The organism is Faecalibacterium prausnitzii, assembly GCF_049532945.1.
Lineage (GTDB): Bacteria > Bacillota > Clostridia > Oscillospirales > Ruminococcaceae > Faecalibacterium > Faecalibacterium prausnitzii_N.
Genome location: NZ_CP186691.1, coordinates 285651 through 303242 on the forward strand (window position 1 = coordinate 285651; position 17592 = coordinate 303242).

The window sequence follows — 17592 nt, forward strand, 5'->3', positions numbered from 1 at the left end:
ATGAAATTTTGGAAGCGGACTGCTTTGTGCCTTGCGCTCTGCGCCGCGCTGCTGACCGGCTGCGTTCCCGCTGCGGACACCGCCTCTTCGGCGGCTCCCACTGACCCGCTCACCGGGCAGGAAGCGCTCTGGCCGGGGCAGCGCCCGGTAGCCGTCACGATCGAGAATGAGACGTCCAGCACCACCCAGTGGGGGCTTTCCTCGGCATCTCTGGTGCTGGAAGCCCTGACCGAGCCCCAGAGCGCCACCAGCCTGTGCCTGGTCTACCCGGCCGTGGATGCCGTGCCGCAGGTTGGCCCGGTGGCCGCCGGGCAGGACCTTTACTGGCGGCTGCTTGTGGGGCAGCAGGTGCTGCCCGTCCAGCGCGGCGGCGGCGCCTTTGACCAGAACTATCTGGACTACTACTCCCTGCGCGCGGTCGATGCACTGGAAGTGGGCACCAACGCCTTCACCTGCGACACCACCTGGACCAGCCGCCCGCTGTGGCGCACCAGCGGCAATGCGCTGGCCGGGGTGCTGCGCAGCCTGAACATCTCCTCCGCCCTGTCGGAGTCCCGCCTGACCGACGCCGCTTCCAACGCCGCAGGGGAGAGCGAGAGCGAAGCATCCCCCACCCTGTCCGTCCCGCCGCTGCTGCCCCAGCAGACGGAAGGCAAGCTGCCCGACGCCTCCGCTGCCGATGCCATCCGCGTTCAGGTCCAGTTCGGTGCGGACAACGCCACCGGCTTTGTTTATGACGCTGACAGCGGCACCTACAAAATGCTCCATGCCGACGGTACCCCCCAACTGGATGCCAACAACAGCCAGCAGGCCGGTTTTGACAACCTGCTCATCCTGTTCAGCGCCTCCTCCCTGCGGGACGACGGCACCACGCTGGACTACGACCTGTCCCTTGGCGGCGGTGTCTGGCTGAACGGCAGCCAGCTGTGGCACATCACATGGACGCAGGGCACAGACTCCACCTTTGCCTTTTACGATGCCGACGGCCGGCCCTTCAACCTGCTGGCTGGCCGGAGCTATCTGGCCCTCGTTTCCAGCCTGACCGGTCAGGAACTCACCGTGACCAATTCCGCCGGGGAAGCCCTGACCGCCGTATCGGCCCCCTGACAGACAGCAAAAATCCCCCGTGCCATGCACGAGGGATTTTTTTGTGTCATCTCATTACAGGTCTACGACGCTGCCGACCTCGGCAGGAGAGGTGGGCACCACGCCCAGTTGGACTTCGTCCATGTCCCGGCGCACCACAAAGTGCATCGTCTGGCCAGAGGCAAAATCGGGCTGGTAGGTCAGCTCCAGCGTGTTCCAGTCCTCCGGCGTCTCGCAGAAGCAGTGGAGCATGGCCCCGCGCCCTGCGGCCAGATTCAGCGTAAAGGCCGAGGCATCCGCCGCGTTCTCGCCGTAGAGCGGCGCAGCAAAGCTGCCGCAGCGCACGGGCTGGCCGTCGCAGACGGCCGTTAAGCCGGTGCCCAGGCGGTACAGCTCTTCGGTCGTGGTCATCTCGCGGCTCTGCAGATAGCTCGTGCCCACGGCCAGCGCCTTTGCCGAGAGGTTCTCCACCGAGAGGTACACCAGCTGCCCATTTCCTGCGCAGGGGCATAGCCCAGCAGCTCCACGGCAGCTTTGCCGTCCAGCAGGGCAGGTTCGCCCTCGTAGCAGGGGGCCAGCGCCGCAGCCGAAACACCGGTGAGCAGCGCTGCCGCAAGGCTGACCGCACCGGAGCCGGCACATTTCAGGAATGACCGGCGGGACAGAGATTGTGACATCGGGGATTCCTCCTAACAGCGGAAAAATAGTTCTCTCTATACAATAGTAAATTCCGGACAGCCTGTCAAGGTCTTTGCCCGGAATTTTACTGTGTATTTACTCGTATGCCTCGTTTTCCTCGGCTTCGGCCTGACCGCGCAGGGTATCGGCATAGCCAAAGGGCACGATGTCGATGGCTTCCACCAGACGGTCCCGCATCCACAGCTGCACATCGGTCTGCACGGTGTAGCCGCAGCCGGGGTCTGCCATCCACTGCTCCGGGCGGCGGGTGGGCACCGCGCGCTGGCTGAGCATGCTCATGATCACGCCGCCATGGGTCACACAGGCTGCTTCGGTCACATCCATGCGGATCATATACTCAAACAGCTTCATCAGGCTTTCGGCGCAGCGGGCGTGGAACTGGTCGGTAGGCTCTGCGCCTTCGGGCACATAGCCGGAGCCGGGGGTGATCCACTTTTTAAAGTCCTCGTCGTGCACCAGCTCCTTGACCGGCTTGTTCTCAAACTTGCCAAAGCCGGCCTCCCGCAGGTCGTGGACCGAGAACTGATGGGCCGCGTTGGGGAACAGGATGTTGGCTGTTTCCACCGCGCGCAGCAGCGGAGAGGAGAACACGGTATCCACCTGCGGATACTCGAACCGCTCTTTCAGCTCATTGAGCTGCGCGCGGCCCTCGTCGCACAGAGGGATGTCGGTGCCGCTGCCGATGTACAGGCCCTGCAGGTTGCCTGCAGTCATGCCGTGGCGGATGAGATGAAGCTTGAACGTTTTCATGGGTCAAAACACCTCGATTTTCGCAAAGATCGTCTCATTGTGCCCGTTTCTTCACGCCGGGCGCAATTTTCACGACCCCGGCGCGGCACAAAATATATACCAGTTACCCCTTAGTTTAGCATAGATATGGTGTCCAGAGCAAGTCTTTTGACAAAAATGACGAAAATCAACGAAAAATATCGTCACTTTTCTTGCTTTACAAAAGGTTTTCCGTTGTGTATAATCAACCTGCTGTAAACCAAAAATCAAAGAAGTCTCATTTTTCACTGAGGAGCCAAAAATCATGGAATTCAACCGTATCATCAAGCTGCTGCGCAAGGAACGCGGCATCACCCAGAAGCAGGCCGCCGAGGATCTTGGCGTCTCGCAGGCGCTGCTGTCCCACTACGAAAAAGGCATCCGCGAATGCGGCCTGGACTTTGTGGTGCGCGTGGCAGACTATTATAATGTTTCCTGCGATTATCTTCTGGGCCGCAGTGCAGAGCGCAACGGCATGATGCTCTCGGCAGAAGACCTTCCGAACCCGGACAAGATGAAGGACAACATCTACCACGGCAGCGTGCTGCCCACCATGAACAAAAAGCTGATCTCCAACGGCCTGAACGTGCTGTACGCCAAGATCGGCCAGTGCCACAGCAAGGCCCTTACCACCGAGGTGAGCGCCTACCTGATGATGGCCGTAGCCAAAATGTTCCGCCTGCTGTACTCGGCCGAGCCGCACAACGCCCAGAGCCTGTTCAGCGTGGAGGCCCGCCGCTGGCCCGGCTATGCCGATGCCGTGATGCGCATGTCCGAAGCCAATGTGGAAGCCCTGCTGGCCGGTGAGAACGTCGGCGTCGGCGAGGGCGTAAAGGACCCGGCCTGCCTGACCATGACCACAGAAAGCCTGACCCGCGAGTTCCCGCTTTATACGCCCAGCCTGTTAAATCTGGTCAAAACCAGCGAGACCCGCGTCAAGGGCCTTGGACCGGAGCAGTAAGCCCCTGTGTGAAACTCGTGTTAATTTTTCCGCAAAAGGCTTGCACTTCCCGGCAAAAGATGTTATAAACGAACCATAGAAGAAAAAGGCTATGCCAATTAAGGAGGCAGTTTTATGTCGAACAAGATTTCCCGCCGCGCCTTTCTGAAGGTCACCGGCGTTTCTGCGCTTGCACTGTGTGCCGCATCCATGCTGGGCGGCTGCCAGTCTTCCAGCGGCTCTGTCGAGGTGAAGGTCGGTGATAAGGTCAGCAACTGGAACAACCTGGGCGTCCAGCTGTCCAGCGTCTTCACGCTGTCCGATGCACCCGATGTGGCTGGCCACCAGTATGTCGCCGTTCTGGTCACGGCTGTCAACCGCTCCAAGACCGACAGCATGGCCATCGGCGCACAGAACATCGCGGAGATCGACGCCGCCTATCCCCTGACCGATGAGGCTTCCCGCGCCGCCAACACCGCCCCCTACTTCCACGCGCTGTCCGCTTCCACCACCGACTTCACCGTCACCGTGGACGGCCAGGCTGCCGAGGCCGGCGCTTACGTCTCCCTGTACGACGCCGCCACGGAGAGCTTCTCCGATGTGCCCAGCCTGCCCCCGCAGGGCACCGGCTACATTGAGCTGGTCTGCATGGTGCCCGCCGGCTGGCAGCAGATGACCGTGACCTACAACCCCACCTTCGCATCCGGCAAGAGCATCACCTTCGTGATGAGCGCTTCCGACCTGAAGAACAGCTGACCTTTTGGGACGAAATTTCGTCTCACCTCTGTTTTTTTCGGGTGAGATCTTCTCAAAAAATCTGTGAAAAGCATTGACATCCGCCCGGTTTTCGCCTATTGTATAGGCAAGGCCGTTTTGGCAAAATGATATGTGATCCCATACAAAGGAGGAACCATCATGTCTTTCGCATTTTCCCGCCGCTCGTTCCTGAAATACACTGCCGTCGCCGCTGTCGCCGTTGCCGGTGCCAGCCTGTTCACAGGCTGCAAAGTCGATACCAGCGATTCCTACAACGCGCTCCGCACGACGCCCGGTGAGCTCACGGTCCTGCAGGTCACTGCCGCCATGGGCACCTATGTGGAGGCCAGCAAGAGCTACACCGCACCGGTTGTCACCGGTACGACCATTGCCTTCCCCTTTAAGATCACCAATGGCCGCGCCAACCCCATCTATGTGAACCCCAACAACTTCAAGGCCACCGTTCTGAACGCTAAAGACGAGGTCATTGCCAAGTATACGGCGATCAACGGCCTGACCCCGGATGCCCCCCTGTGCGACACCAACCTGAAGAAGGACGCCTCCGTGTCGGGCAATGTTACCCTGACTCTGAGCGCTGCTCTCGAACCGGGCCAGTCCATCGTGCTGACCTACTGCCCTGACCTGCAGTACAACGAGTACTCCCTGAACTGGAAGACCACCCGCGCAAAGGACTGATCTTCCGCAATTGTTCCGCATCTTCCGCCCGGACTGGTTCCGGGCGGTTTTTGTTTGCCCGCGTTCTGGCAAGGTGCCTCAATTTTTCCTCTGATTTTCAGCAGTTTTGTATCTTGTGTACAGGGTGTTTTTCCTTTACAATAGGGTCATGGAAAAGGATGGGAGCGCAGCGGCTCAGAACATGCCGCCGCGCTGTTTGTTTTCCGCCCGGAACCGGAAGTCCGGACTTTTGATGAACAGGAGTGTTGCAGTTATGATCAATATGGTAAAGCTTCCCACCAAAAAAAGCAATCTGTTCCTGCGCGTAGCAAAGGGCCACTTTGCTACCAGCCACAGCCATATCAACTATTACATCGATGTCACCACCCAGAAGTCCCGCCTTTCCGAGGCCAAGGCCGTGGCAAAGGAGCTGGTGGCCGCTTACCAGCACAGCACCATTGTGGACACCGTGCTCTGTCTGGACGGCACGCAGGTGATCGGCACCTGCCTTGCCAACGAGCTGACCAAGGACGGCTTTGCCAACATGAACGCCCACCAGACCATTTATGTGATCACCCCGGAGTACACCACCGGCAGCCAGATCATCCTGCGCGACAATCTGGCCCCCATGGTCAAGGGCAAGCATGTGCTCATTCTGTCCGCTTCCATCACCACCGGCTACACCGTGCAGGCCGCTGTGGAGGCCGTGAACTACTACGGCGGCATGGTCGCGGGCCTGTCGGCCATCTTCGCCACCGCCACCGACTGCCTGGGCATCCCGGTCACCTCCATCTTTGACCCCGCCAGCCTGCCGGACTACGCCAGCTTTGACAGCCGCGACTGCCCCCTGTGCAAGGCCGGCCAGCACATCGACGCCCTCGTCAACAGCTTCGGTTATTCCGCCCTGTAAGCTGCCCCCATCGTCCTCTTCTGCCCCGCCGCACCGGACACGCTCCTGTTCCCATGCGGCGGGGTTTTTCTGTGCGCAAAAATGCCCCCGGAGGGCCTTTCGCAGCGCTCCGGGGGCATCTTATGTGCGTTGTGCTTTGGCGCACACGACCGGCGTTTTACTCGATCTCGATCAGATTCGGGTTCTCAGGCAAAGCCTTCGTCTGCTGAGGAGCAGGCAGCTCGACGTGCAGGACGCCATCCTCGAACTTTGCGTGGATGTCCTCCTTCTTCACGGCATCACCCACATAGAAGCTGCGGGCACAGGTACCGGAGAAGGTCTCACGGCGCAGATAACGGCCATCGTTGTCCTTCTCGTCATTGGAGTGGTTGCGGACGGCCTGAATGGTCAGGTAGCCGTCACTCAGCTCCATCTGAACGTCTTCCTTCTTGCAGCCGGGCAGGTCAACGGCCATCTCGTAGCCGTTGTCCGTCTGTTTGACATCGGTTTTCATCATGTTTGCGCCGCGCTTGCCGAAGGTCTCACGCTCTTCACGATTCATTGCACGCTCCAGCGCACCGTCGTTCCAGAACGGATCAAAGAAATCATCGAACAGATTTTCATGGAAAACAGCAGGCATAAACATAAAACAACCCTCCAATCCCGGCGTTCGGGTCGGGGCAAAAAATCTGAAGCGTCCACTCGGAAAGGCTTTCCGGAGCGCCTTGCGGCTCTCTGTTTGCCCTTCCTCCTGAGCACGGCCCTGTTATAGCACATGTTTTTAGCACTGTCAATAGAAGAGTGCTAAAATTCACAGAAGGATAACAGTTTGATAAAATCCCATGCGATTTTTTCTCAAATCATGCTTTTCTGCGTCTGTTTTCGGTTTGTGCGCTGCCGTTCAGCGCTTTTCCTGTTTCGGGAAGACGAAGGGGTCGTGCCGGTAGACGGCCACGAGGTAGGCTGCCATGAAGCACCAGATAATGGGCTCACACAGGATGACCGCATTGTACTGGAATTTCGGGATGAACACCAGCACAAAGATCACCTTGCCCACCAGCTCGATCACGCTGGAGAACAGCGGCAGCACCTTCTGGCCAAGGCTCTGCAGCGCGTAGCGGGTGCACAGCAGCACCCCCAGCACCGCATAGAACGGTGCGTTCCACAGCAGGTACCGCGCACCGTTTTCCAGCACGATGGGCTCCGTGGAGCCGGAGACGAAGGCCACCATCCACGGCGCTGCCACCCGCATCAGCAGAACCGCAGCCACGGTCATGACGACCGAGTAGAGGTAGATCTCCTTCATCCCCTTGCGGACGCGGTCCGGCTGGCCCGCGCCGCAGTTCTGAGAAACAAAGGTCGAACCCGCCGACGCCATGCTCAGCAGCGGCATATCGGTGAACATGAACATCTTGCGGGCAGCGGTGTGCCCCGCAATGGTCAGGGTGCCAAGCCCGTTGATGCCGTACTGCAGCACCACCGAACCCGCAGATACGATGCTGCTCATCAGGCCCATGGAGATGCTCTGGCTGAACAGCTCCCAGTAGAGATGCCGACCGACCCGGAAGTGCTTTTTCTCCGGGAGAAGCAGCTTGACTTTGGCGAACACATACGCGATGCAGAGCAGGACCGACACGCCCTGAGAGATGACCGTTGCCACCGCTGCGCCCCGCACGCCCATCCCCATCCGGGCGATGAAGAGCAGATCCAGCAGGATGTTCAGGCCCGACGAGAGGAGCAGGAACACCAGCGGCATTACGCTGTTGCCAATGGCACGGAGCAGACCGGCACAGAGGTTGTAAGCGAACATGACGAGGACGCCGTAGTTGATGACGATGATGTACCGGTAGGCGTCTTCGAGGATCTCCGCCGGGGTGTCCAGCAGCACCAGCAGCGGGCGCAGGCCCACCGCACCGGCCAGCGTGATGCAGAGCGAGGCAATGAGGCCGATGACAAGGGAGCCTGCCACCGTCTTCTTGAGCAGATCGTGATCCTGCGCGCCGTAGGAGCGCGCTGCAACGATGGCAAGGCCATTGCCGATACCGATGCCAAAGCCGACTAAAAGCTCGTAGATCGAACCGCAGGAGCCAATGGCGGCAAGGGCTGTATCGCCCAGCACATTGCCCACGATCATGGTATCCACCGTGTTGTAGAGCTGCTGGAACAGGTTGGAAACCAGAATGGGCAGCATGAACAGCAGCAGGCTTTTTAAAATAGGCCCGTGCATCAGGTCTACGTTCATCGTAAATGGGGATCTTTTTGCGGTTTGGGTCATGCAGTTCCTCCTATCAGACCGGAAAATGACCCTCTCCGTCTGGGACAGAGAGGGCCATTCTGATGATACCGTTACAGTTCCTGTGCTTCGAAGCCGTTGACGGTGAGCACATCCACCTGGGTGAAGCCTGCGGCCCGGAGGGCAGCGGCTGCTTCGTCAAAGTCGAAGGTCAGGCTGGCCGTGTCGTGGGCATCGGCCGTGATGATGACCTTGCCGCCCATCTTCTGCCACTCGCCCAGCAGCCACGGGCCGGGGTAGAAGTCCTTGCGGTAGCCGCGGTACACGCCGCCGGTGTTCACTTCCAGCAGGCAATCGTATGCCTTTGCGGCCAGTGCCTTGAGGGCAGCGGCCTTGTAGCGGGGCGATTCTTCGTCAAAGAACTCGCCGTTGGCATTCAGCTTCTTGATGAGGTCGATGTGGGCCAGGATGTCCGGGCCTTTGGCCGCCACCTTTGCCACCTCGGCATAGTAGGCCTCGACTGCGGCCAGCGGGTCGCCGTCGAAGTCATCGAAGATGCAGTCGCACAGGTCCTGCGGGCGGAAATCGATCTCGTAATACTTGCCGGTGTTCTTGCCGTACAGGTGGTGTGCGCTGCCGATCCAGTAATCGTAGCCGGTGCGCTTATCCTCGCTCAGGATGTCCCACTCGATGCCGCACAGGATATCCACCTTGCCCTTGTACTCGGTCTTGAGCTTGGCAATGGTGGCCTTGTACTGGGCGGTGCGGCTGGGGCTCATGCAGTATTCGCGGTCGCGCTGGGTATAGCTATGGCCGGTGAAGCCCAGCGTGGTCAGGCCCTGCGCACACGCAGCACTTGCCATATCCTGCAAGGTATTTTTGCCATCGCACATGGTGGAGTGGCAATGGACACTGGACTTCTTATAATCTGCCATAGATAATTCACTGCATCCTTTCCTGTTTGACCTTGTGGTCAATGACGTGACGTTTTTCCAGTTCACGGGTCACATCCTCCACCGTGATGCCGGCGCTGACCATCAGCACCAGAACATGGTAGGCAAGATCGCTGATCTCGTAAACGGTCTCTTCCTTATCCTCTTTTTCGCCCGCAATGATGACCTCGGTGCACTCTTCGCCCACCTTTTTCAGGATCTTCTCCTTGCCCTTCTCGAACAGGTAGGTGGTATAGCTGCCCTCCTGCGGATCGGTCTTGCGGCCCTTGATGAGCTGGTACAGGCCCTGCCAGCTGAACTGCTTCAGCTCCGGCGAGACGTATACTTCGTTGAAGAAGCAGCTCTCGGCGCCGGTGTGGCAGGCGGGGCCGGATTTGACCACTTCCACCACCAGAGCATCGGCATCGCAGTCGGCGGTGATGGACACCACCCGCTGCACATTGCCGCTGGTCTCGCCCTTGCGCCAGATCTCCTGACGGCTGCGGCTCCAGAACACAGTGCGGCCCTCGGCGATGGTGAGCGCCAGCGTCTCGGCGTTCATGTATGCGAGGGTGAGCACCTCTTTGGTGTAGTGGTCCTGCACGATGGCAGGGATCAGGCCCTTTTCATCAAATTTCAATTCCATCGTAGTTCTCCTCCCCCTCAAAAGGGGATACTTACAGTTTATCCTAAATGGGGCCGAAACGCAAGAGCTTAGACCCGCATTTCGATGCCATTTTCGTTCAGGTAGGCTTTCAGGTCGGCAATGGAGAGCAGCTTCTGGTGGAAGATGCCCGCGGCAAGACCTGCATCGATGCCCTTGTGGTGGAACAGCTCCAGAAAGTCTTCCTTTTTGCCTGCGCCGCCGCTGGCAATGATGGGCACGTTCACCCGCGCCGCAACTGCATCCAGCATCTCAAGGTCGAAGCCGCTGCGCACGCCGTCGGTATCGATGCTGTTCAGGCAGATCTCGCCCGCGCCGTGGTCCACGCACCAGCTGATCCAGTCCAGTGCATCCCGGCCGGTGTCCTCGCGCCCGCCCTTGGCGAACACCCGGAACTGGCCGTCCACCCGCTTCACATCGGCAGAGAGCACCACGCACTGGTTGCCGTAGCGCTGTGCTGCCGCCGGGATAAGGCCGGGGTCCTTCAATGCGCCCGAGTTGACGCTGACCTTGTCCGCGCCGCACTTGAGCACCCGGTCGAAATCTTCCAACGTGTTGATGCCGCCGCCCACCGTGAGCGGGATAAAAATTTCGCTGGCGACGCGGGTCAGGATATCCGTAAACAGTGCCCGGCCCTCGAAGCTGGCGGTGATATCGTAGAACACCAGCTCATCGGCACCGGCAGCGTTGTACATGCGGGCCATTTCCACCGGGTCGGCCACGTCCCGGATGCCTTCAAAGTTCGTGCCCTTGACCACGCGGCCATTGCGCACATCAAGGCAGGGAATAATGCGTTTGGTGATCATGTTCTGCTCCCTTCCGGTTCAGCGCTGCACCCGCGCAGCGCAGCGTTTCAGGTCCAGTGCGCCGGTGTACAGGCTCTTGCCCAGGATGGCCGCCGCCACGCCCATCCGGTCCAGCTCTTCCAGCTCTGCTTCGGACGAGATGCCGCCGCTGGCCGTAAAGGCCACGCCGGGCACTTCGGCCTGCAATTGCCGGTAGAGGGCCAGATTCGTGCCCTGCATGGCACCGTCGCAGGCAATGTCCGTGTAGATGATGGCGGTGCATCCGGCATCTGCCAGCCGCTTGCAGAAGTCCACGCCCGGCTCGGCGCTCACTTCCTTCCAGCCATGGATGGCCACATAGCCGTCCTTTGCGTCCACGCCCACGGCGATCCGGTCGCCATACCGTTTCAGCATCCGGGCGGTAAAGGCAAAATCTGTCACCGCCACGCTGCCCAGGATGCAGCGGCCCACGCCGAGGGAGAGGTATGTTTCAATGCGTTCCTCGGTGCGGATGCCGCCGCCCACCTCAATGTATAAGCCGCCCTGCTTTGCCAGTGCGGCAATGGTATCGTAGTTGGAAAGGGTGCCGTCCTTTGCGCCGTCCAGATCGACGACGTGCAGATTTTTGGCCCCCGCTGCAAGGAACTCCCGCGCCTGTGCGCAAGGATCCTCACCATAGACGGTCATGCGGCTGTAGTCGCCCTGCGTCAGGCGCACCACCTTGCCGCCCCGCAGGTCAATGGCTGGAAATAATTGCATTATAGATCTCCTTTAACTGGCTCACCCCTCTCAGGCGCTTCGCGCCAGCTCCCCCAAAGGGGGAGCTGGCATCGCGTAAGCGATGACGGAGAGGGTTGGGCCGTTCACAATTCACTGAAGGCTTTCAGAATGCGCAGGCCGGTATCCCCGCTCTTTTCCGGGTGGAACTGGGTGCCGTACACCCTGCCCGCCCGCACCGCGCCGGTGACGGGAATGGAATAATCGCTCACGGCCAGCGTGCTTTCGGCGCAGTTCTTGCCGTAGTAGCTGTGGACGTAATAGACGTATTCTCCCTCACGGATGTACTGGAAAAGCGGGTCGTCCTTTACAATGTGCAAGGCGTTCCAGCCGATCTGCGGCACCTTCAGGCTCTTGTCCGCAAGGTCGGGCTCCAGCGGACAGACTTCGCCCTTCACAAAGCCGAGGCCTTCGTGCTCACCGTACTCGTAGCTCTTTTCAAACAGCAGCTGCATGCCAAGGCAGATGCCCAGCAGCGGCTTTTTGGCGGCTTCTTCCCGGAGGACGGGCACCAGGCCGGTGGCTTCCAGCTTGGCCATGGCATCGGCAAAAGCGCCCACGCCCGGCAGGATGAGCCGGTCGGCCGCGCGGATGACCGCCGGGTCGGCGGTGACAACGGCCTCCTGCCCCAGATGGGCCAGGCTGGACTTCAGGCTGAACAGGTTGCCCACGCCATAATCGATAATTGCGATCATACCAGCAGTCCTTTCGTGGAAGGAATTTCGTCCTTGTGGGCTTCGTCGATCTTCACGGCCGCGCCCAGTGCATGGCCTGCGCCCTTGAAGCAGGCCTCGAGGATGTGGTGGGTATTTTCTCCCGCAAATTGTACAAAGTGGATCGTGGCGGGCACGCTGCGGGCAAAGCCCAGCCAGAATTCTTTGGCACACTCCACGTCAAAATCGCCCACCTTTTCGGTGCTGCAATGGATGTCCCAGTTCAGGGTGCAGCGGCCCGAAAGATCGACGGCGCACAGGATCAGCGCTTCATCCATGGGCAGATAAAAGCTGCCGTAGCGCTGGATACCGCGCATATCGCCCAGCGCCCGTGCAAAGGCCTGACCCAGTGCAATGCCCACATCCTCGGTGGTGTGGTGGTAGTCCACCTGCACATCGCCGTGGCAGGTGAGCACCAGATCGAACCGGCCATGGCGGGCGAACAACTCCAGCATGTGGTTCAAAAAGCCGCACCCGGTGTCCACCTCGTAGCGGCCGGTGCCGTCCAAATCAAGGGTCAGGTCGATCTGGGTCTCATTGGTGTTGCGTTCCAGCGAGATCATTCGGTTCGGCATGGTTCATTCCTCCATGATCTTATCCAGTGTGTTCACGAATATCTTCATCTGTTCCGATGTGCCAATGGTGATGCGCAGCCAGTTCTGGATGCGGGGCGCGTCAAAATGGCGCACCAGAACGCCGTTTTTCTTTAACTCTTTGTAGAGTGTCTCGCCATCTTTCCTGTCGGTACTTGCAAACAGGAAGTTGGAGCGGCTGTCCAGCACGGCAAATCCGCGCTGTTCCAGCTGTTGTTTTGTCCATGCGCGGGTGTCCACGATGGCGGCGCGGGTCCTGTCAAAATAAGCGGTGTCTTCCAGCGCGGCCTGCCCGGCCTTCAGGGTCAGGCGGTTGATGTTGTAGGGGTTCAGGCTGAACTTGACCCGGTTCAGGTCGGCAATGAGCTTTGCATTGCCCATGGCAAGACCCAGACGCGCACCGGCCAGCTGCCGGGACTTGGAAAAGGTCTGCACCACCAGCAGGTTCTCGTACTGGTCGATGAGGGGCACGCAGCTCTCGCCGCCAAAGTCCACATAGGCCTCGTCCACAATGACCACATTGTTCGGGTTTGCCTTTAAGATGCCCTCAATTTCCGCCCGGGGCAGTGCAATGCCGGTGGGGGCGTTGGGGTTTGCAAGGACGATGGTCTGGTTCAGGCCGTAGTAGTCCTTCGGGTCAAGGGTGAAATCCTCTTTCAGCGGGATGATGTGGCTGGGAATGTGCATCAGCCCGCACCACACGCCGTAGCAGCCGTAGGTGATGTCGGCATAGGCCAGCGGGTGGTCTGCGTCGCAGAAGGCACGCAGCGCAAAGAAGAGGTTCTCGTCGCTGCCATTGCCGGGCATGATCTGCTCCGGCTGCAAACCGAAGTGGGCTGCGGCCGCCTTGAGCAGGTCGGCACAGGCGGGGTCGGAGTAAAGGCGCAGCTTTTCCACCTCGTGCTCGCTCACGGCAGCGATCACCGCCGGGGAGGGCAGATAGGGGCTTTCGTTGGTGTTCAGTTTGATGTACTGCTGATCCTGCGGCTGCTCACCCGGGGTGTAGGGAGTGACAGCGGCCAGCGTGGGAGAAAGGAATTTACTCATGGTTCAAATCCTCACTTTTCATACCGGATGGTCACGCTGCGGGCGTGGGCGTGCAGGCCCTCGCGCTCGGCAAAATCGGCGATGCGGGGGGCTACTTCGCCCAGCGCTTCCCGGGTGTAGTAGAGGAAGCTGGACTTCTTTACAAAGTCGTCTACGCCCAAGGGGCTTGAGAAGCGGGCGGTGCCGCTGGTGGGCAGGGTGTGGTTGGGGCCTGCAAAGTAATCGCCCAGCGCTTCCGGCACGTTGCGGCCAAGGAAGATGCTGCCTGCATTTTTGATCTCGTTCAGCACGCCGAAGGGATCCTCTACGCATACTTCCAGATGTTCCGGTGCAATGATGTTGCAGGCCTCAATGGCCTTGTGCAGGTCGGTGCAGAGGATGATCTTGCCGTTGTCGTCCACGCTGGCGCGGGCGATGGCGGCACGGGGCAGCTGAGGGATCTGCACCTCCAGCTCTGCCTGCACGGCCTTGGCCAGCTCCGGGCTGTCGGTGACGAGGACCGGGCTTGCCAGTTTGTCGTGCTCGGCCTGACTCAGCAGGTCTGCTGCCACCCATGCGGGGTTGCAGCCGCCGTCGGCCAGCACCAGAATTTCGCTGGGGCCTGCGATCATATCGATGCCCACCTTGCCGAACACCTTGCGCTTGGCGGTGGCAACGTAGATGTTGCCGGGGCCAACGATCTTATCCACCGCAGGGATGCTCTGGGTGCCGTAGGCGAGAGCCGCCACAGCCTGTGCGCCGCCGGTCTTGAAGATCTTGGTCACGCCTGCGGTGGCAGCGGCGGCAAGGATGACCGGGTTCACCCTGCCGTCCTTTCCGGCGGGGGTGGTCATGACGATCTCGGACACGCCTGCCACCTTTGCCGGGATCACGTCCATGAGCACGGTGGAGGGATAGGCCGCCGTGCCGCCGGGCACATAGACGCCGGCCTTTTCAATGGGGGTATATTTCTGGCCCAGCACGATGCCGGGCTTGTCGTTCACCACAAAATTCTTGTGCACCTGCTGGCGGTGGAAGCTCTCGATGTTGGCGGCGGCTTCGCGCAGCGTTTCGAGGAAGTAGGGGTCCATGCCCGCAAAGGCTTCGTCGATCTCCTCCTGGGTCACCTGCAATTCTTCGATGGATGCGCCATCGAATTTCAGGGCGTATTCCTTCAGGGCCGCATCGCCCCGGGCGCGCACATCGGCAATGATGCCGTCCACCACATCCTCCACGTTCTTTTCCGCGCGGATGTCGCGGTTCAGAATCTCTTCGGGCCTGAGCTCGTCAAAGTTATACAGCTTGATCATTTTGCAGCCTCCTGTAAGGTCTCCCGCAGTTGTTCGAGCATTCGGTCCACTTCCCGGTGTTTGAACTGGTAGCTGGCCTTGTTGGCAATGAATCGGGCCGAGATGGGCATGAACTCGGTGACCACCTTCAGGCCGTTCTCCCGCAGGGTGGTGCCGGTCTCCACGATATCCACGATGACGTCCGAAAGGCCCAGAATGGGGGCCAGCTCAATGGAGCCGTTCAGCTTGATGATATCGATGTCCCGCCCCATGGATGCGTAGTAGCTCTTTGCAATGTTGACGAATTTGGTGGCCACCCGCACCGGGCGGCTGGGGTCGTCCTTGTAATCGGCCGGGGCGGCAACGCACATGCGGCATTTGCCAAGGCCGGTGTCCAGCAGCTCGTACACATCGGCAGAAGCCTCTGTGAGGATGTCCTTTCCCACGATGCCCACATCGGCGGCACCGTGCTCTACATAGATGGCAACATCGCTGGGCTTGACGAGGAAGTAGCGGATGCCGGCCTCCGGGTTTTCCACCACCAGCTTGCGGGTGGCGTTGTAGTCCTCCGGGCAGCCGTAGCCGATGCCCGCCAGCAGGTGATACACCTTATCGCCCAGACGGCCCTTGGGCAGAGCCACGTTCAGCATCACCCTGTCGGTGCTGTTCTTCTGCACCGGCGGCAGTGGGGCGCTCAGGCGGTCCAGCTCGTCCAGATAGACCGCAAAGCCGATGGCCCCGGCCCCGGGGGTGAACTTCTGCATCAGCAGGTCGTAGCGGCCGCCCTTGAGCAGGGGACGGGGCAGGGCTTTCAGGTAGCCCTGAAACACAAGGCCGTTGTAGTACTCCATCTCGCCCGCCAGCGAGAGGTCCAGCCGGACGCTCCCGCCCCCGGCGCTCAGAGAGCGTGTCAGCGCCCGCAGTTCGGCGGCAGCGGCCCGCATCCGGTCGTTTTTGCAGAAAGCCTCGGCGCGGGCCAGCGTCTCTTCGCAGCCGCCGCAGAGGGTCAGCAGCGCACACAGCGTATCGGCCCCGGCATCGTCCAGCCCGGCGGCCTTTGCGGCGGCCCGCAGCTCGTGGGCGTTTTTCTCCCGCAGCAGGTCCAGCAGGGCGGGGCGGGCCGTTTCGGGCACTGCCAGCGCATCCAGCAGACCGAACAGATACCCCATGTGGCTCAGCTCCAGCACCCAGGCCGCGCCCAGCTGTTCCAGCGATTTTGCCGCCAGCCAGACTGCCTGCTGCACCTGTGCTTCGCCCACCGCACCCAGCATCTCAAGGCCCATCTGGCTGATCTCTTTAAAAGTGTGGCTCTCGGCGGAAGGGCGGTAGACGTTCTCGTGATAGTAGTAGCACAGGGTCTCGCTGGGGGCGGGCTGCGCCGTCTTGGCAATGGAGAGGGTCACGTCCGGCTTGAGGGCCAGCAGACGGCCATCCAGATCGGTAAAGGTGATGACCTGCTCGGACGACAAAAAGCTGCGGTTCTCCTGATACAGGCCGTACTCCTCAAACCGGCCCATATGATACTTGCGGCAGCCCGCCGCTTCGTACAAGGCGCGCAGCGCAAAGGAGGCGCGCTCCTTGGGCTGCAGATCCGACAGATCAAATCCCATGCTGGTTTCCCTTTCCTCTTTCCCGCCCTGTGCGCGGCACCGTCCGCGCCATTTGCTCTGCGAAATCGTTCTTGAATTTATTTTACTTTATCTTGATAAAGTTGTAAAGCGCGAAAGTATCAAACTTTTCTCTTTTATCTTACCGTTTTTCTGTGTGTTTGTACAGAAACGCGAAATTGTTTCATCGTACCGGCAAATCAGATGATGCGTTCCGCAAACGCACCGCTCCCCAAAGCGCAAAAATGCCCCGCCGGGCGCAGGATGCGCACAGCGGGGCAAAACGCGATTCTTCGGGGGGGCCGGCTCAGCGATCCAGCAGGGCCAGCACACCGCTCTTCGGGCGGGCACCGACCGCCTGATTGACGAGCCGACCGTTCTGGAAGACCAGCAGGGTGGGGATGCTCATCACGCCGAACTGGCCGGCCAGCTCCGGCTGCTCGTCCACGTTCACCTTGCCCACCTTCACATCGGTGCGCTCCTCGGCCACCTCGTCCACAACGGGACTGAGCATGCGGCAGGGGCCGCACCAGCTGGCCCAGAAGTCCAGCAGGACAGGCTTTGCGCTCTGCAGTACCTCGGCGTCAAAATTTTCGGTCGTGATCGTAATGGGTCCCATATCTTCTACCTCCTGCGGGTGTGTTTGTTGTTCGATGGTCTTAGTATACCCCAAATGCCGCCCCGCTTCCGTAACCGGGTCACAAAACACAACAAAAAGCGGCGGCCCGCCCCGGTTGGGGAGAGCCGCCGCTTTTCATTGTTCTTTGGTGTACTCCGGGCTGTCTGGCCTCAATGTTTTAGGCAGTCACGATGACCAGAGCGGTGATGGGCCACAGGCCGACAGCAGCCGTACCAGCGCAGATGCCCTTGAATGCGCTGATCAGATCTTTCTGCAGGTAGTTCACATAGGTGTTCATGCCGCCCTCCAGCAGAGCTGCGGTATCCTGGCCCTTGTGCGCTGCGACATAGTTGCGAGTAGCGACCATGCCCTTGTAGTAGTTGTACAGGTTCCAGATGCCAAATGCGGTGCTAGCCAGAGCAGAAATAGCACCAATAGCGCTGCCGCCCTGCGTATAGGTCATTTCCTCTTCGTTCATGACGTTGTAGTTCGCGGGCATCTTCATCTTGTTTTCCATAATAACACTCCTTTGAAAAAGCAA

At 60.1% G+C, this 17592-nt stretch carries 21 protein-coding genes; 5 read left to right on the forward strand and 16 right to left on the reverse strand.

The window, feature by feature from the left end; genetic code table 11:
• Window positions 1-1107, forward strand: a complete 1107-nt coding sequence (locus ACNQFG_RS01345; protein ID WP_423405727.1) for a DUF3048 domain-containing protein — start codon at window positions 1-3, stop codon at window positions 1105-1107.
• Window positions 1108-1161: 54 nt separating this feature from the next.
• On the opposite strand, the gene ACNQFG_RS01350 is transcribed toward ACNQFG_RS01345, so the two are convergent.
• The 3 genes from ACNQFG_RS01350 to ACNQFG_RS01360 all read right to left on the reverse strand — a co-directional run bounded on the left by ACNQFG_RS01350 (window position 1162) and on the right by ACNQFG_RS01360 (window position 2535).
• Entirely contained in the window at window positions 1162-1557 is a 396-nt protein-coding gene (locus ACNQFG_RS01350; RefSeq protein ID WP_423405728.1) for a hypothetical protein, read from the reverse strand.
• The gene (locus tag ACNQFG_RS01355; protein WP_423405729.1) at window positions 1494-1763 is read right to left on the reverse strand and encodes a hypothetical protein; all 270 of its coding nucleotides are present in this window, start codon (window positions 1761-1763) and stop codon (window positions 1494-1496) included. Before ACNQFG_RS01355 ends, ACNQFG_RS01350 begins: the two co-directional genes overlap by 64 nt.
• 97 nt (window positions 1764-1860) lie before the next feature.
• Window positions 1861-2535 (reverse strand): histidine phosphatase family protein, encoded by a 675-nt coding sequence (locus tag ACNQFG_RS01360; protein ID WP_423405730.1) that lies wholly within the window; start codon window positions 2533-2535, stop codon window positions 1861-1863.
• Between the two features lie 283 nt (window positions 2536-2818).
• On the opposite strand from ACNQFG_RS01360, the gene ACNQFG_RS01365 reads away from it, so the two are divergent.
• The 4 genes from ACNQFG_RS01365 to ACNQFG_RS01380 all read left to right on the forward strand — a co-directional run bounded on the left by ACNQFG_RS01365 (window position 2819) and on the right by ACNQFG_RS01380 (window position 5834).
• Window positions 2819-3514 (forward strand): helix-turn-helix domain-containing protein, encoded by a 696-nt coding sequence (locus tag ACNQFG_RS01365; protein ID WP_423405731.1) that lies wholly within the window; start codon window positions 2819-2821, stop codon window positions 3512-3514.
• 114 nt (window positions 3515-3628) lie between these two features.
• Entirely contained in the window at window positions 3629-4249 is a 621-nt protein-coding gene (locus tag ACNQFG_RS01370; protein ID WP_423405732.1) for a Tat pathway signal sequence, read from the forward strand.
• Window positions 4250-4408: 159 nt separating this feature from the next.
• Window positions 4409-4945 (forward strand): twin-arginine translocation signal domain-containing protein, encoded by a 537-nt coding sequence (locus ACNQFG_RS01375; RefSeq protein WP_423405733.1) that lies wholly within the window; start codon window positions 4409-4411, stop codon window positions 4943-4945.
• A gap of 253 nt (window positions 4946-5198) precedes the next feature.
• Window positions 5199-5834, forward strand: a complete 636-nt coding sequence (locus ACNQFG_RS01380; protein ID WP_423405734.1) for an orotate phosphoribosyltransferase — start codon at window positions 5199-5201, stop codon at window positions 5832-5834.
• 157 nt (window positions 5835-5991) lie between these two features.
• Here ACNQFG_RS01380 and ACNQFG_RS01385 read toward each other — a convergent pair whose 3' ends face one another.
• From ACNQFG_RS01385 to ACNQFG_RS01445, 13 genes are all read right to left on the reverse strand, one after another.
• A complete protein-coding gene (locus ACNQFG_RS01385; RefSeq protein WP_423405735.1) occupies window positions 5992-6459 on the reverse strand; it encodes an Hsp20/alpha crystallin family protein in 468 nt (155 codons plus the stop codon).
• Window positions 6460-6714: 255 nt separating this feature from the next.
• Complete coding sequence (locus ACNQFG_RS01390) at window positions 6715-8088, reverse strand: MATE family efflux transporter (protein WP_423405736.1); 1374 nt, start codon at window positions 8086-8088, stop codon at window positions 6715-6717.
• Window positions 8089-8159: 71 nt separating this feature from the next.
• Complete coding sequence (locus ACNQFG_RS01395; RefSeq protein ID WP_423405737.1) at window positions 8160-8981, reverse strand: histidinol-phosphatase HisJ family protein; 822 nt, start codon at window positions 8979-8981, stop codon at window positions 8160-8162.
• Between the two features lie 7 nt (window positions 8982-8988).
• Entirely contained in the window at window positions 8989-9624 is a 636-nt protein-coding gene (hisIE, locus tag ACNQFG_RS01400) for a bifunctional phosphoribosyl-AMP cyclohydrolase/phosphoribosyl-ATP diphosphatase HisIE (RefSeq protein WP_423405738.1), read from the reverse strand.
• Between the two features lie 68 nt (window positions 9625-9692).
• On the reverse strand, window positions 9693-10448 hold the full coding sequence (gene hisF, locus ACNQFG_RS01405) for an imidazole glycerol phosphate synthase subunit HisF (RefSeq protein WP_423405739.1): 756 nt from the start codon (window positions 10446-10448) through the stop codon (window positions 9693-9695).
• An 18-nt stretch (window positions 10449-10466) separates the two neighbouring features.
• Window positions 10467-11186, reverse strand: a complete 720-nt coding sequence (hisA, locus tag ACNQFG_RS01410; RefSeq protein WP_423405740.1) for a 1-(5-phosphoribosyl)-5-[(5-phosphoribosylamino)methylideneamino]imidazole-4-carboxamide isomerase — start codon at window positions 11184-11186, stop codon at window positions 10467-10469.
• Between the two features lie 104 nt (window positions 11187-11290).
• Window positions 11291-11899 (reverse strand): imidazole glycerol phosphate synthase subunit HisH, encoded by a 609-nt coding sequence (hisH, locus tag ACNQFG_RS01415; protein WP_423405741.1) that lies wholly within the window; start codon window positions 11897-11899, stop codon window positions 11291-11293.
• The gene (hisB, locus tag ACNQFG_RS01420) at window positions 11896-12492 is read right to left on the reverse strand and encodes an imidazoleglycerol-phosphate dehydratase HisB (protein WP_223388347.1); all 597 of its coding nucleotides are present in this window, start codon (window positions 12490-12492) and stop codon (window positions 11896-11898) included. Before hisB ends, hisH begins: the two co-directional genes overlap by 4 nt.
• A gap of 3 nt (window positions 12493-12495) precedes the next feature.
• A complete protein-coding gene (gene hisC, locus ACNQFG_RS01425) occupies window positions 12496-13557 on the reverse strand; it encodes a histidinol-phosphate transaminase (protein WP_423405742.1) in 1062 nt (353 codons plus the stop codon).
• Between the two features lie 11 nt (window positions 13558-13568).
• Window positions 13569-14846 carry a histidinol dehydrogenase gene (gene hisD, locus ACNQFG_RS01430; protein ID WP_423405743.1) on the reverse strand — a complete coding sequence of 426 codons (1278 nt, stop codon included), beginning with the start codon at window positions 14844-14846 and terminating at the stop codon, window positions 13569-13571.
• Window positions 14843-16435, reverse strand: a complete 1593-nt coding sequence (gene hisG / locus ACNQFG_RS01435; protein ID WP_423405744.1) for an ATP phosphoribosyltransferase — start codon at window positions 16433-16435, stop codon at window positions 14843-14845. Before hisG ends, hisD begins: the two co-directional genes overlap by 4 nt.
• Window positions 16436-16739: 304 nt before the next feature.
• Window positions 16740-17051, reverse strand: a complete 312-nt coding sequence (gene trxA, locus ACNQFG_RS01440; RefSeq protein WP_423405745.1) for a thioredoxin — start codon at window positions 17049-17051, stop codon at window positions 16740-16742.
• 178 nt (window positions 17052-17229) lie between these two features.
• A complete protein-coding gene (locus ACNQFG_RS01445; protein ID WP_302275076.1) occupies window positions 17230-17568 on the reverse strand; it encodes a hypothetical protein in 339 nt (112 codons plus the stop codon).
• Window positions 17569-17592 lie beyond the last annotated feature (24 nt).

What these genes read in the sequence shown, in the direction of transcription:
- trxA (WP_423405745.1), bottom strand. Translation starts at nt 17,051, where the DNA reads ATGGGACCCATTACGATCACGACCGAAAATTTTGACGCCGAGGTACTG.
- ACNQFG_RS01345 (WP_423405727.1), top strand. Translation starts at nt 1, where the DNA reads ATGAAATTTTGGAAGCGGACTGCTTTGTGCCTTGCGCTCTGCGCCGCG.
- hisD (WP_423405743.1), bottom strand. Translation starts at nt 14,846, where the DNA reads ATGATCAAGCTGTATAACTTTGACGAGCTCAGGCCCGAAGAGATTCTG.
- ACNQFG_RS01385 (WP_423405735.1), bottom strand. Translation starts at nt 6,459, where the DNA reads ATGTTTATGCCTGCTGTTTTCCATGAAAATCTGTTCGATGATTTCTTT.
- hisF (WP_423405739.1), bottom strand. Translation starts at nt 10,448, where the DNA reads ATGATCACCAAACGCATTATTCCCTGCCTTGATGTGCGCAATGGCCGC.
- ACNQFG_RS01445 (WP_302275076.1), bottom strand. Translation starts at nt 17,568, where the DNA reads ATGGAAAACAAGATGAAGATGCCCGCGAACTACAACGTCATGAACGAA.
- ACNQFG_RS01395 (WP_423405737.1), bottom strand. Translation starts at nt 8,981, where the DNA reads ATGGCAGATTATAAGAAGTCCAGTGTCCATTGCCACTCCACCATGTGC.
- hisH (WP_423405741.1), bottom strand. Translation starts at nt 11,899, where the DNA reads ATGATCGCAATTATCGATTATGGCGTGGGCAACCTGTTCAGCCTGAAG.
- ACNQFG_RS01360 (WP_423405730.1), bottom strand. Translation starts at nt 2,535, where the DNA reads ATGAAAACGTTCAAGCTTCATCTCATCCGCCACGGCATGACTGCAGGC.
- hisIE (WP_423405738.1), bottom strand. Translation starts at nt 9,624, where the DNA reads ATGGAATTGAAATTTGATGAAAAGGGCCTGATCCCTGCCATCGTGCAG.
- ACNQFG_RS01355 (WP_423405729.1), bottom strand. Translation starts at nt 1,763, where the DNA reads ATGTCACAATCTCTGTCCCGCCGGTCATTCCTGAAATGTGCCGGCTCC.
- hisG (WP_423405744.1), bottom strand. Translation starts at nt 16,435, where the DNA reads ATGGGATTTGATCTGTCGGATCTGCAGCCCAAGGAGCGCGCCTCCTTT.
- ACNQFG_RS01380 (WP_423405734.1), top strand. Translation starts at nt 5,199, where the DNA reads ATGATCAATATGGTAAAGCTTCCCACCAAAAAAAGCAATCTGTTCCTG.
- hisA (WP_423405740.1), bottom strand. Translation starts at nt 11,186, where the DNA reads ATGCAATTATTTCCAGCCATTGACCTGCGGGGCGGCAAGGTGGTGCGC.
- hisC (WP_423405742.1), bottom strand. Translation starts at nt 13,557, where the DNA reads ATGAGTAAATTCCTTTCTCCCACGCTGGCCGCTGTCACTCCCTACACC.
- hisB (WP_223388347.1), bottom strand. Translation starts at nt 12,492, where the DNA reads ATGCCGAACCGAATGATCTCGCTGGAACGCAACACCAATGAGACCCAG.
- ACNQFG_RS01390 (WP_423405736.1), bottom strand. Translation starts at nt 8,088, where the DNA reads ATGACCCAAACCGCAAAAAGATCCCCATTTACGATGAACGTAGACCTG.
- ACNQFG_RS01365 (WP_423405731.1), top strand. Translation starts at nt 2,819, where the DNA reads ATGGAATTCAACCGTATCATCAAGCTGCTGCGCAAGGAACGCGGCATC.
- ACNQFG_RS01375 (WP_423405733.1), top strand. Translation starts at nt 4,409, where the DNA reads ATGTCTTTCGCATTTTCCCGCCGCTCGTTCCTGAAATACACTGCCGTC.
- ACNQFG_RS01370 (WP_423405732.1), top strand. Translation starts at nt 3,629, where the DNA reads ATGTCGAACAAGATTTCCCGCCGCGCCTTTCTGAAGGTCACCGGCGTT.